At 61.0% G+C, this 11566-nt stretch carries 10 protein-coding genes; 2 read left to right on the top strand and 8 right to left on the bottom strand.

Features of this window, described 5'->3' with window-relative positions:
- Positions 1-41: 41 nt before the first annotated feature.
- The 4 genes from ACIPZ8_RS27455 to ACIPZ8_RS27470 form a co-directional block, all read right to left on the bottom strand.
- Positions 42-1472 carry a PLP-dependent aminotransferase family protein gene (locus ACIPZ8_RS27455; protein WP_400730167.1) on the bottom strand — a complete coding sequence of 477 codons (1431 nt, stop codon included), beginning with the start codon at positions 1470-1472 and terminating at the stop codon, positions 42-44.
- Between the two features lie 16 nt (positions 1473-1488).
- Positions 1489-2919, bottom strand: a complete 1431-nt coding sequence (locus tag ACIPZ8_RS27460) for a transporter (protein ID WP_400730169.1) — start codon at positions 2917-2919, stop codon at positions 1489-1491.
- A gap of 102 nt (positions 2920-3021) precedes the next feature.
- A complete protein-coding gene (locus ACIPZ8_RS27465; RefSeq protein WP_400730172.1) occupies positions 3022-4245 on the bottom strand; it encodes a type II toxin-antitoxin system HipA family toxin in 1224 nt (407 codons plus the stop codon).
- Complete coding sequence (locus tag ACIPZ8_RS27470; RefSeq protein WP_400730175.1) at positions 4245-4547, bottom strand: helix-turn-helix domain-containing protein; 303 nt, start codon at positions 4545-4547, stop codon at positions 4245-4247. The genes ACIPZ8_RS27465 and ACIPZ8_RS27470 overlap by 1 nt, the downstream gene beginning before the upstream one ends.
- A gap of 309 nt (positions 4548-4856) precedes the next feature.
- Between ACIPZ8_RS27470 and ACIPZ8_RS27475 the strand changes: the two genes are divergently transcribed.
- On the top strand, positions 4857-5096 hold the full coding sequence (locus ACIPZ8_RS27475) for a type II toxin-antitoxin system RelB/DinJ family antitoxin (RefSeq protein ID WP_103449480.1): 240 nt from the start codon (positions 4857-4859) through the stop codon (positions 5094-5096).
- Positions 5086-5370 carry a type II toxin-antitoxin system RelE/ParE family toxin gene (locus tag ACIPZ8_RS27480; RefSeq protein WP_400730178.1) on the top strand — a complete coding sequence of 95 codons (285 nt, stop codon included), beginning with the start codon at positions 5086-5088 and terminating at the stop codon, positions 5368-5370. Before ACIPZ8_RS27475 ends, ACIPZ8_RS27480 begins: the two co-directional genes overlap by 11 nt.
- 88 nt (positions 5371-5458) lie before the next feature.
- Here ACIPZ8_RS27480 and ACIPZ8_RS27485 read toward each other — a convergent pair whose 3' ends face one another.
- The 4 genes from ACIPZ8_RS27485 to ACIPZ8_RS27500 all read right to left on the bottom strand — a co-directional run bounded on the left by ACIPZ8_RS27485 (position 5459) and on the right by ACIPZ8_RS27500 (position 10890).
- On the bottom strand, positions 5459-5761 hold the full coding sequence (locus tag ACIPZ8_RS27485; RefSeq protein ID WP_400730180.1) for an XRE family transcriptional regulator: 303 nt from the start codon (positions 5759-5761) through the stop codon (positions 5459-5461).
- A gap of 185 nt (positions 5762-5946) precedes the next feature.
- The gene (locus tag ACIPZ8_RS27490) at positions 5947-6276 is read right to left on the bottom strand and encodes a hypothetical protein (protein ID WP_400730183.1); all 330 of its coding nucleotides are present in this window, start codon (positions 6274-6276) and stop codon (positions 5947-5949) included.
- A 237-nt stretch (positions 6277-6513) separates the two neighbouring features.
- Complete coding sequence (locus ACIPZ8_RS27495) at positions 6514-7764, bottom strand: ribonucleotide-diphosphate reductase subunit beta (protein WP_400730186.1); 1251 nt, start codon at positions 7762-7764, stop codon at positions 6514-6516.
- Positions 7765-8010: 246 nt separating this feature from the next.
- Entirely contained in the window at positions 8011-10890 is a 2880-nt protein-coding gene (locus ACIPZ8_RS27500; RefSeq protein ID WP_400730189.1) for a ribonucleoside-diphosphate reductase subunit alpha, read from the bottom strand.
- Positions 10891-11566: the final 676 nt, after the last annotated feature.

The raw sequence follows: 11566 nt of genomic DNA on the forward strand, positions 1-11566 counted from the left end.
CGCCTCCACCATCGTTCAGTCTTCGAGGCCGTTGCCTCGCCCTAGCTACCTTGTGTCACGGCCAGTTGTCGAGCGGTCTGCGCCAGTACCTCCAGCCCCTGTATCACGTCGGCCGTGATCACCCTCCCAAGGCAGAGCCGCAGCCCATTGCCGCACTGGCCGTCGGCATGGAACATCCCGCTCCCGGCAACATGGCACCCGCGTTCACCGGCAAGCCGCTGCAACGCGGCCATGTCCGTCCCGGCGGGAAACTCGATCCAGTGGATGAAGCCACCCTGTGGTGGGATGTAGCGCGTCCCCGCAGGAAACTGCGAGAGAACCCGTGTTGTCATCGTCGCGGTCTGCGCGGCCAGGCGTTCCCTGAGCTTCGCGCAGTGCGACTCCATGTAGCCCCGCCCGATGAATGCATCCAGCACCCGTTGCGCCAGGCTCGATACCGCGAGATTGCGCGAAAACATCTGGGCCAGGATCGCATCCCGATAGCGCCCTGGTACGCACCAGCCCAACCGATAGCCCGGTGCAACAGTCTTGGAAAACGATGAGCAATAGATGGTCTGCCCTGTCTTGTCATGGTGCTTGATGGCCAGCGGGCGCAGGTGTTCGGGCACCAGGTCGAAAAAGATGTCGTCCTCGATGATCGGCACCTGCGCCGCCTGAGCCAGTTTCGAAAGCCTCGCCCGTGCGGCGTTGGGCATGATGAAGCCGCGCGGGTTCTGTAGCGTCGGGTTGAGGAAGATCACATCGACTTTCTTCTGCGCCAGCGCGTGTTCCAGGTGATCGAGGTCCATGCCGCTGTCGGCATGGGTGTGAATCGGCAGGGCGCGCATCCCCAGGCGCTCGATGGTTTGCAGGATGCCGTAATAGGTGGGTGTCTCGATGGCCACGATGGCCCCCCTGCTTGCGACAGCCTCCAGGGCCAGTTCCAGCGCGACGGTGTCGCCAGAGGTCACCAGGATATCGTCCGGGCCGCAAGCCACGCCGCGGGTCAGCATCAGCCCGGCAATACGTCTGCGCAACGAAGGGAGGCCGGGTGGGGCGATCAGGCCGGCCAGCGCTGCATCGGGCTTGCTGGCCAGCGTCGCCAGGCATTTGTTCAGCAGCACCTCGGGTGTCAGCTCGCCGTGCAGAACGGCAGAACTCAACGACAGGCGAGTGTGGCCGGCCGCCTGGGAGAGCATGGCAACCACCGCGTGGTTGACGTTGACGGTGACACTGGTGAGATCGTACTGCTGAGCAGCCGTGGCGCCCTTGGCGACGAAGTAGCCGACTCTGGGCGTGGCCGATACGTAGGCATTGCTCTCCAGTTCCGCCAGTGCGCGTTGCACGGTGGCGATACTGCTGCCGAACATGCGTGCCAGTTCTCGCACCGAGGGCAGTTGTGTGCCGGGTGGCCAGCCGCCGCTGTCGATCTGGCGCAACAGCCAGTCCTTGAGGGTGTGCCAGCGTTTGTCGGGGCTGGGGTTCCGTTCCATGGGGGCTCGCGTCGGGTCAGGTGAAGGCTCCCGAAAGGTAGAGCAAAAGCCAACCGGATGCAGCAACCAACACGATGTTCAGCAGTACCAGGGCGAAGGCGAAGCGAATCAGCCTGTGTTCTTCGTCACGGCTGGCCCCCGCCAGCCCGGTGATCAGCGAGAGGATCGACAGCGACCCCAGGGCCCCGTGCCCGGCGGCACAGTTGACCATGGCCGCCAGCCATGGCCCGTGAGCGCTGGCCAAGGCTGCAATGGACGGCATCACCAGTGTGTTGCCGCCAACGTTCGACCCGGTGACATAGCCGGCCAGCCCCGCCAGGAGTGAGACCGTCGATACCTGCCATAGGCCCGACAGCGCGTGCAGGGCTCGCTGTGCCTCGATCAGGAAGCCTGCCTTGACCATCACCTGGGAGAGCAGCAGGAACAGGAAGATGGTCGCCACCGGAAAACGTGCCCGGGTGAACAATACCTTCCACGCGAATGCCGGCTGTTGCCGAGCGACCATCATCATGCTTACCAGCAGCAGCGCAAGCCCTGGCGACGCCAACGGCTTCCAGGACACCGACGCACCCTGGATCACCCACAGCCCGTCCCAGTCCGTGACCAGGAACAGCCCGCGCGAAGCGATGATCGTCCCCAGCAGTGCCAGGTATGGCCAGGCCGCCTGTGGCCAGCGCGCAAGCGTCCCTTGGCGTGCATACGAAATGCCCAGCCCCACGCAGGCCACCGTCAGACCAGCCAGCACCCCTGACGCTTCCGGCCCGAGCCAGCGGTTGCCTGCATACAACACCGCACTGAACAGCATTGCAATCACTGCCAGCCCTACCCAGGCCCGTGCGCTGCGAACGCCCGCCAGCCCCAGCGCCACGGCCGCCAGGCAGAGGAATACCGGCGCACTGACCAGTGCCGAATGGCTGCCGAGTTCCGCTGCAGGCACGTGCGCCAGCAGTGCCCCGATCACCGTGGCCAGCCCCAATGTGCCCCAGGGCATGATCACCATGCCCGCCAATGCCATCTTCATGCCGGTCTGCCGTGAAAACAGGCCCATCAGCAGCGGTACGGTGGCGATCAGCGATACCCCGAAGCCGGTCATCGCCTCCAGCAGCGGGGCCAGCCCCAGCAGGATGAAGATCACCTGCGCTGGCGGTGTCCAGCCAAGCTCGCGCACCCAGGCCCCGATCGCCTGCGGCGCACCCGCACGCTCGACCAGGATGACGAACGCCAGGCCAGGGATGATGACGCAGGCGGTGCTGAAGAAGAGGATCAGGGTGTCTTGCAGGATGCTCGCCGACACGGCTGTCGATAACGGCTGCGCGGCGCCCAGCCCCCACAGCAGCAACACCCCGGCGACCCCGGCCAGCGCCGCCTGCACGGGCGGGCGACGCAGCAGCAGGATCAGGGCGATTACCAGCCCTATGGGGGTCATCTGCAGCAGTAGAGCGGCCATGATGCGGGTTCCTTCAGCTAACCGGGGGAGTCGGCGATGGTGAAGGCCAGGATGGCGTGGCGACAGATACAGGGCTGGGGGCTTCTTCAATACAGCCCAGAATCAAGTGCGCAGCTTATCAGCGCCCATGGCAACCAATGCCTGCTCCAGTTCAGCGGGCTGCAGGTACTGCCGATAATGGGCCGCCAACTCATCTTCCCATCCAGCCACCTCATCAATGATGGATTCCGCCTGAGCGTGAGACAGGCCATAGTGGCCTACCTGGCTGAGCAGATTGCGCCGCGACAACTCCTTTCCGAAACTCCCGACGCCCATGGCCAGGCTGGAGGGCGCAGCCCCTTCGGTCGTTGGCAGCACGTCATACATGGGTGACAGCCGCCAACTGCCATTCAAGAAAAGCACTGCCACGTTTTTGGGATGGTCATCATCGTTGCCGACCAGAATGTTGAAGCAGATGCGTCTGAAAAGCTCCTGAAGGTCACTGTGAGGCACGCCGCGCCGGCTCATTTCGTCTGCCAGTAAGCCATAGTGCCATTCCTGTGCCCAGCCCAGCTGGTTGTTCCAGTCACTGTCGAGCAATGTCAAACCGCTCAACATGGGGACGCGGTAGAAATATCCGTCACCCGCTGGCGCCCGGTCGAAGCGTTCGACCAGCAATGTGTTGACCCGGCCACGATGCAACTGCACTCGCGCCACGTTCATGCCTTTGCTCGCAGCGAATGTCATGCATGCGTGTTCGAGTGCTGGAACATCGTAGACATCGTGGCGGTCTCGCGGCTTGGCCAGCAGCAGTCGGTTCTCATTCATCAGTGTGCATTTGGGACGAGCCCCGCCCAGTGACGAGCGCTGCTGCAGTGTTGCTTTGGTGGCTTTGTCAGTGTTGCGAGGAAATCCACCTTGCACGCCATCTGCAAATTGTATGAAGGCGTCCAGTTGGGTGATCTTGCCCAGGCCAGCCTGGCCGATACCGGCAGGTGGTTTACGGCCAGCGCCAGCCATGAGGTTGCCCGTACGGTCATGGTTTGGCGATTTCAGAATGAAGCCAATGGCATCCTTCTGTTCACCATGCTCTCGCGCAACCAGGCGTTCACCCCAGCCATCGGGGGCCGCATCCCGGATAAATCCGGGTATGCCTCGGTTCTTGGTGATGCGTTTATAAGGTTGCGTTCGAAGTGGGTAGCGCGAAGCATCAGGCACCCAACCACCTGCCTCGACATGGGCTGGGTTATAGACAAACTCGCCGACGTTGTTCTCTACGCTCAACCGCCCAATGGTGCGCACCTCCAGCGAGCCTGGCATCTGCATGTAAAGGTAGATGACAGTCATCAGAAGTCGTCCTCCGTCACGCTCTTGAGGCGTACCCTGTGCTCAGTGGCGAAGGAGGCCGGTGAAGACATCGGCACATCCTGGAATACCTCGTCCAGCAAACCTAGATGCCATAGCGCGATCATGTAGCTGCGCATCTCTACGGTAGGCGTACCTGATTCGATTTTGGCGAGGGTGGTAATGGACAATCCGGATTGAGCGGCCAGATCTTTTTGGCGAATTTTACGTTCAAGGCGCCTTGTTTTCGCCAGAAGCCCTATTTTCATTAGCCTGTCGGCACATGCCAAAGGAAAAATATTCATTTTAAGACCTGCTAAGACAGTGCTTATATTGTTTAAAAACCACTATAGCAGCTCTTATGATTTGAAGAGCTTCCGATTTTCGAGGTGGTGAATGAGTAGAGGCATCGCTGGTGGCGCGTGGCGTAATCGGCACATCCATGCCTTGGGCGATACGCAAAACCTGTGGGAGCGGGCTTGCCCGCGAACACCGGCATAGCCGGTGCCATGCAGGCCCATCATTCCTGGAGTTCTGAAAGACGGACAGCAGTTGCGCAATAGCTAAGATAAGTGCATTGTAATGACGAATGTCTTTACTGAGAGGGTCGTCCCATGGCGTCCATCAACATCCGCGTCGATGACGAGCTCAAAGCCCGCGCCTATCAGGAGCTCGAACGGCTTGGCGTAACGCCGTCCGAACTCATGCGTCAGGCACTGCAGTATGTGGCCGAACGAGGCAAGCTACCTTTTCGACCCGTCCTGATGACTGAGGAAGACGAAGACCTGATCGCGATTGTGAGAGAGCGACTTGCCTCCCCGCAGCGCGTGAGGGTCCAGCTGGATGACCTATAGCCTCGACTTCGATTCACGTGCGTTGAAAGAATGGAAGAAGCTGGGTGATACGGTTCGTCAGCAGTTCAAGAAGAAGCTGGCCGAGGTTCTGCTAAACCCGCGGGTGGAGGCCAATCGGCTCAGCTCGCTGCCCGATTGCTACAAGATAAAGCTTCGCAGCAGTGGCTACCGCTTGGTCTATCAGGTCATTGATCAAGAGGTGGTCGTGTTTGTGGTGGCCGTTGATCGCCGCGAGCGCGATCAGGTTTATCGGAAGGCGGCCGAGCGGCTTTAGTGACCCTTTCAACTGCTTTTCGCCTTTGAGTTCAGTGCGCTCAGACTCCTCTACTGCAAGCCTTTCGGGTTCGACTCAGCCGCCTTCATCAGAAGTCTTTCTCGGTCACCGATTTAAGACGCACCCTGTGTTCAGTTGCGAATGAAGCAGGGGATGGCATCGGCACGTCCTGGAATATTTCGTCGAGCAAGCCTAGGTGCCTAAGCGCGATCATATAGCTGCGCATCTCCACAGTCGGGGTGTATGCTTCTATTTTGGCGAGCATAGTGATGGACAAGCCGGATTGAGCGGCAAGGTCTTTTTGGCGAATTTTTCGTTCAAGGCGTCTGGTTTTGGCCAGAAGCCCTATTTTCATTAGCCTGTCGGCGCATGCCAAGGGAAAAACATTCATTTTAAGACCTGCTATAGCAGTGCTTATGAGAGATAAAAACTACTATAGCAAGCCTTATGATTGAGAGGGTTCGCATACCCGGCGGTTATACATGACCCACTGCTCACATCAAGCGGCGTGGTGCCAGGCACCGCGTTGTTTGCTAGACGGGGCAAGCCTGCTCCTGAAGTATCTGCGCAGCCCAGCTAGACCCCGTGTAGTCGGAGTGCCCGCTGAGCGCACTCCCGCCAGTTCATCCTGCGCTTCACCGCCGGCGTCATCGCCGCGTCTTCAGCCGCCATCACCACCGGCATATCCCGCATCCTCACCCAAGGCTCACTCTGCCAATACAACAACGTCGCCGTCCGCCCTCCAGGCCAGCACATCCGCCCCAGCCGCGGCGAATCCGCTTCTCCATCCACCTGGCCATCACGCAGCAGCGCCACCACCTCATGGGTCAGCCACCAGCGCAGAAGGCGGTTCTCAGGAACATGGTGATGCGCCAGCAAGGTATAGGCCCCGGACTCGCTGACCATCGTCGTCTCCTGGTACTGCCCGTAACGCAGTAGCTGCAGGTTGCGGTACTGGTCCGGGTCAAGCTTGCGAATGCAGTGTCCGTTGAAGAAACGAGCGCTCAGTCGGCCGAGTTCGTGGGCGCAGAACCAAGCTTGGGATTCGAGCCAGAGGGTGTGGAGGGGGCGGGGCCTGTTCTAATTTCGCAGGCAACAAAAAGGCTGCCATTCGGCAGCCTTCTCGATACTCAGCCCGGACAATCAGTCCCAGCTCAACGCCCCGCCAGTCTGATACTCGATCACACGCGTCTCGAAGAAGTTCTTCTCCTTCTTCAAGTCCATGATCTCGCTCATCCACGGGAACGGGTTGGTAGTCCCCGGGTATTCTTCCTTCAGACCAATCTGGGTCAGGCGACGGTTGGCGATGAACTTGAGGTAGTCCTCCATCATCGCTGCGTTCATGCCCAGCACGCCGCGTGGCATGGTGTCACGGGCGTATTCGATCTCCAGCTGGGTCCCTTGCAGGATCATCTGGGTCGCTTCTTCCTTCATCGCCGCGTCCCACAGGTGCGGGTTCTCGATCTTGATCTGGTTGATCACGTCGATACCGAAGTTCAGGTGCATCGACTCGTCACGCAGGATGTACTGGAACTGCTCGGCAACGCCGGTCATCTTGTTGCGGCGGCCCATCGACAGGATCTGGGTGAAGCCGCAGTAGAAGAAGATGCCTTCCAGTACGCAGTAGTAGGCGATCAGGTTGCGCAGCAGCTCTTTGTCGGTCTCGACGGTACCGGTGTTGAACTCCGGGTCGGAGATGGCGCGGGTGTACTTCAGGCCCCAGGCGGCTTTCTTCGCGACCGACGGGATCTCGTGGTACATGTTGAAGATCTCGCCTTCATCCATGCCCAGCGACTCGATGCAGTACTGATAGGCGTGGGTGTGGATCGCCTCTTCGTAGCCCTGGCGCAGGATGTACTGGCGGCACTCCGGGTTGGTGATCAGGCGGTACACGGCCAGGGCCAGGTTGTTGGCAACCAGGGAGTCGGCGGTGGAGAAGAAGCCGAGGTTGCGCATGACGATGCGGCGCTCGTCTTCGGTCAGGCCGTCCATGCTCTTCCACAGGGCGATGTCGGCGGTCATGTTGACCTCTTGCGGCATCCAGTGGTTGGCGCAGCCATCGAGGTACTTCTGCCAGGCCCAGTCGTACTTGAACGGTACCAGCTGGTTGAGGTCGGCGCGGCAGTTGATCATGCGCTTTTCGTCAACGGCGACGCGGGCCGAGGAGCCTTCCAGCTCGGCCAGGCCTTCGGCGATGTCGAGGGCGTCAAGGGCGGCCTTGGCACGTTTTACGGCATCGGAGTCGGCGGCGGTGGCGGCACGGGCTTCCAGGGCGGCGGCACCGCCGGCGCTGTCGAGCTTGTCGAGGGTAGCGGCGGCAGTGGCCTGCGCAGGGGTGTTGCCTTTGGCGGCGACTTCGCCGTCTTCTTTATCGAATTCGTCCCAGCTCAGCATGGTGAGATTCTCCTGCTCGAGGGCCATCTGTGAAGTATGGCCGGTGGATCTTGGTTGCGGTGCGGTGCACGCAAATCTGGAGTGCCCGGGGAGGGCTGGCCGGGGCCTTGCAGCCACGGCTTATTGTGTCTGGCTGTGGGGGGAGGGGCGCAAGGCCGGCCTCTTCGCGGGTGAACCCGCTCCCACAGGGTCCGCAGTGCTGCGGAAAACGCGTTGAGGCTTCCCGAAGGAAGCCTCGACCTGGCCTTACTGGCAGGCTTCGCAGTCCGGCTCGTCGATCGCGCAGGCCTTCGGCACTGGCGCTGGGCCGGCTGCCTGGACCGGGGCGCTGTCGCCGCCGCTGGAAACGGCGTTGAGCTTGCCGGTGTTGATGGTCGACTTCTCGGTGCTGGTCGCGGCCAGGGCACGGAGGTAGTAGGTGGTCTTCAGACCACGGTACCAGGCCATGCGGTAGGTCACGTCCAGCTTCTTGCCCGAGGCGCCGGCGATGTACAGGTTCAGCGACTGAGCCTGGTCGATCCACTTCTGGCGACGGGAGGCGGCGTCGACGATCCACTTGGTCTCGACTTCGAACGCGGTGGCGTACAGGTCTTTCAGCTCTTGCGGGATACGCTCGATCTGCTGCACCGAACCGTCGTAGTACTTCAGGTCGTTGATCATCACCGAGTCCCACAGGCCGCGGGCCTTCAGGTCGCGGACCAGGTACGGGTTGATCACGGTGAATTCGCCCGACAGGTTCGATTTCACATACAGGTTCTGGTAGGTCGGCTCGATCGACTGCGACACGCCAGTGATGTTGGCGATGGTCGCGGTTGGCGCGATGGCCATGATGTTCGAGTTACGAATGCCTTTCTGCACGCGGGCACGGATCGGCGCCCAGTCCAGCGACTCTTCCAGGTTGACGTCGATGTACTTCTGGCCACGGGCCTCGATCAGGATCTGTTGCGAATCCAGTGGCAGGATGCCCTTGGACCACAGCGAACCCTGGAAGGTCTCGTAGGCGCCACGCTCGTCGGCCAGGTCGCAGGAAGCCTGGATCGCGTAGTAGCTGACCGCTTCCATCGACTTGTCGGCGAACTCGACGGCAGCGTCGGAACCGTACGGGATGTGCTGCAGGTACAGCGCATCCTGGAAGCCCATGATGCCCAGGCCGACCGGGCGGTGCTTGAAGTTCGAGTTGCGCGCTTGCGGCACCGAGTAGTAGTTGATGTCGATTACGTTGTCGAGCATGCGCACGGCGGTGTTCACGGTGCGTTGCAGCTTGGCGGTGTCCAGCTTGCCGTCGACAATGTGGTTCGGCAGGTTGATCGAGCCCAGGTTGCAGACCGCGATCTCGTCCTTGTTGGTGTTCAGGGTGATCTCGGTGCACAGGTTCGAGCTGTGGACCACGCCCACGTGCTGCTGCGGCGAACGCAGGTTGCACGGGTCCTTGAAGGTCAGCCACGGGTGGCCGGTCTCGAACAGCATCGACAGCATCTTGCGCCACAGGTCTTTGGCCTGGATGGTCTTGAACACCTTGATCTTGTTGTACTCGGTCAGGGCTTCGTAGTACTCGTAGCGCTCTTCGAAGGCCTTGCCGGTCAGGTCGTGCAGATCCGGCACTTCCGATGGCGAGAACAGGGTCCACTTGCCGTCATCGAAGACACGCTTCATGAACAGGTCAGGGATCCAGTTGGCGGTGTTCATGTCGTGGGTACGACGACGGTCATCACCGGTGTTCTTGCGCAGCTCGATGAATTCTTCGATGTCCAGGTGCCAGGTTTCCAGGTAGGCACACACGGCGCCTTTGCGCTTGCCACCCTGGTTCACGGCGACGGCAGTGTCGTTGACCACTTTCAGGAACGGCACGACGCCCTGGGATTTGCCGTTGGTGCCCTTGATGTAGGAGCCCAGTGCACGCACAGGGGTCCAGTCGTTGCCCAGGCCACCGGCGAATTTCGACAGCATGGCGTTGTCGTGGATCGCGTGGTAGATGCCCGACAGGTCGTCCGGCACGGTGGTCAGGTAGCAGCTCGACAGCTGTGGACGCAGGGTACCGGCGTTGAACAGGGTCGGTGTCGAAGCCATGTAGTCGAACGACGAGAGCAGGTTGTAGAACTCGATCGCACGGGCTTCTTTGTCTTTCTCTTCCAGCGCCAGGCCCATGGCCACACGCATGAAGAACACCTGCGGCAGCTCGAAGCGCACGCCATCCTTGTGGATGAAGTAACGGTCGTACAGGGTCTGCAGGCCCAGGTAGGTGAACTGCTGGTCGCGCTCGTGGTTGATCGCCTTGCCCAGTTTTTCCAGGTCGAAGTCGGCCAGCGCCGGGTTCAGCAGCTCGAACTCGATACCTTTGGCGACATAGGCCGGCAGGGCCTTGGCGTACAGGTCGGCCATCTCGTGGTGGGTGGCGCTGTCGGCGACGTTGAGGAAGCCCAGGCCTTCGGCACGCAGGGTGTCCATCAGCAGGCGGGCGGTGACGAACGAGTAGTTCGGCTCACGCTCGACCAGGGTGCGGGCGGTCATCACCAGGGCGGTGTTGACGTCCTTGATGGCCACGCCGTCGTACAGGTTCTTCAGGGTTTCGCGCTGGATCAGGTCGCCATCGACTTCGGCCAGGCCTTCGCAGGCTTCGCTGATGATGGTGTTCAGGCGCGCCATGTCCAGCGGCGCCAGGCTGCCGTCGGCCAGGGTGATGCGGATGCTTGGGTGCGGTTCGACAGCAGCCTCGGTGTGGGCGCGGGTGGCACGCTCCTTGGCGCGCTGGTCGCGGTAGATCACGTAGTCACGGGCGACTTTCTGCTCGCCGGCACGCATCAGGGCCAGTTCGACCTGGTCCTGGATTTCTTCGATGTGGATGGTGCCACCCGATGGCATGCGACGCTTGAACGTGGCAGTGACCTGCTCGGTCAGGCGCGCGACGGTGTCGTGGATGCGCGACGAGGCAGCGGCGGTGCCGCCTTCAACTGCGAGGAACGCCTTGGTGATGGCCACGGTGATCTTGTCGTCGGTGTAGGGGACGACAGTGCCGTTGCGCTTGATCACGCGCAGTTGGCCCGGAGCGGTGGCGGCCAGATCCTGGTTGGAATCGGCGGCCTGCGGCGCCAAAGCCAGCGGGTTCTCGCGAGTTGTGTCGGTTTGCATGGGTGGGTGTCTCCACAGTTTCTATAGTGTTCAGGCGCCTTTTGGGCGCCCACCGTTCCGTCCACTTGCTCGATGGCCTTGGCGAGGATGCGTCATGCACGCGCATCCACCCGCTCGGGCGTACCGACTTCGGGACAGATCAGGAAATGGGGGCAAGAACCTTGCCGCTCCCTGGCCGAAGTCAAATGCCCTGGGGTGAGCCAGAGCAGGCTGTTCAGTATCCGCTAGGAGCGGTTGGATCGATGAAACCACCACGAGTTCTGCCAGAAAAATTGCTTGAATTTTTCTGCTGACTCATGCTTGGCGTTGGTGACTGAAACCCAACATCTAGTGGTTTGCTGTGCTGGGGATACAAGATAATGCGGTACAGGGGTCTTTGCAAGGCGATCGCCTGTGGATAACTTGTGCGTACTTTGTGAGTGAATAGTGGGTAATCGCTGTAGGCCTAGTGCCAAGTGGTGTGCACTATTTTTCTCTTGGTCGCTGCCCCATAGGCAGAATTTTTCGGGCGCGAACCCTACCACAAAAAACGGTTCAGTCGTGGGGGCGCGGGTGTAGGGCTTTAGAGGTGTATGTGCCATGAGATCGAGCGCCGCCCGCGCGGCGCATCGCAGGCAAGCCTGCTCCTACATCTGTTTCGGGCCAGTATCTCCTGCATCCATTGGCGCGCGGTCCC

It is taken from the genome of Pseudomonas sp. NPDC089422 (assembly GCF_044749405.1).
In the GTDB taxonomy this organism is placed as follows: Bacteria; Pseudomonadota; Gammaproteobacteria; order Pseudomonadales; family Pseudomonadaceae; genus Aquipseudomonas.

Coding starts and splice junctions, on each gene's coding strand:
- ACIPZ8_RS27455 (WP_400730167.1), bottom strand. CDS start 1,472: ATGGAACGGAACCCCAGCCCCGACAAACGCTGGCACACCCTCAAGGAC.
- ACIPZ8_RS27460 (WP_400730169.1), bottom strand. CDS start 2,919: ATGGCCGCTCTACTGCTGCAGATGACCCCCATAGGGCTGGTAATCGCC.
- ACIPZ8_RS27465 (WP_400730172.1), bottom strand. CDS start 4,245: ATGACTGTCATCTACCTTTACATGCAGATGCCAGGCTCGCTGGAGGTG.
- ACIPZ8_RS27470 (WP_400730175.1), bottom strand. CDS start 4,547: ATGAATATTTTTCCTTTGGCATGTGCCGACAGGCTAATGAAAATAGGG.
- ACIPZ8_RS27475 (WP_103449480.1), top strand. CDS start 4,857: ATGGCGTCCATCAACATCCGCGTCGATGACGAGCTCAAAGCCCGCGCC.
- ACIPZ8_RS27480 (WP_400730178.1), top strand. CDS start 5,086: ATGACCTATAGCCTCGACTTCGATTCACGTGCGTTGAAAGAATGGAAG.
- ACIPZ8_RS27485 (WP_400730180.1), bottom strand. CDS start 5,761: ATGAATGTTTTTCCCTTGGCATGCGCCGACAGGCTAATGAAAATAGGG.
- ACIPZ8_RS27490 (WP_400730183.1), bottom strand. CDS start 6,276: ATGGTCAGCGAGTCCGGGGCCTATACCTTGCTGGCGCATCACCATGTT.
- ACIPZ8_RS27495 (WP_400730186.1), bottom strand. CDS start 7,764: ATGCTGAGCTGGGACGAATTCGATAAAGAAGACGGCGAAGTCGCCGCC.
- ACIPZ8_RS27500 (WP_400730189.1), bottom strand. CDS start 10,890: ATGCAAACCGACACAACTCGCGAGAACCCGCTGGCTTTGGCGCCGCAG.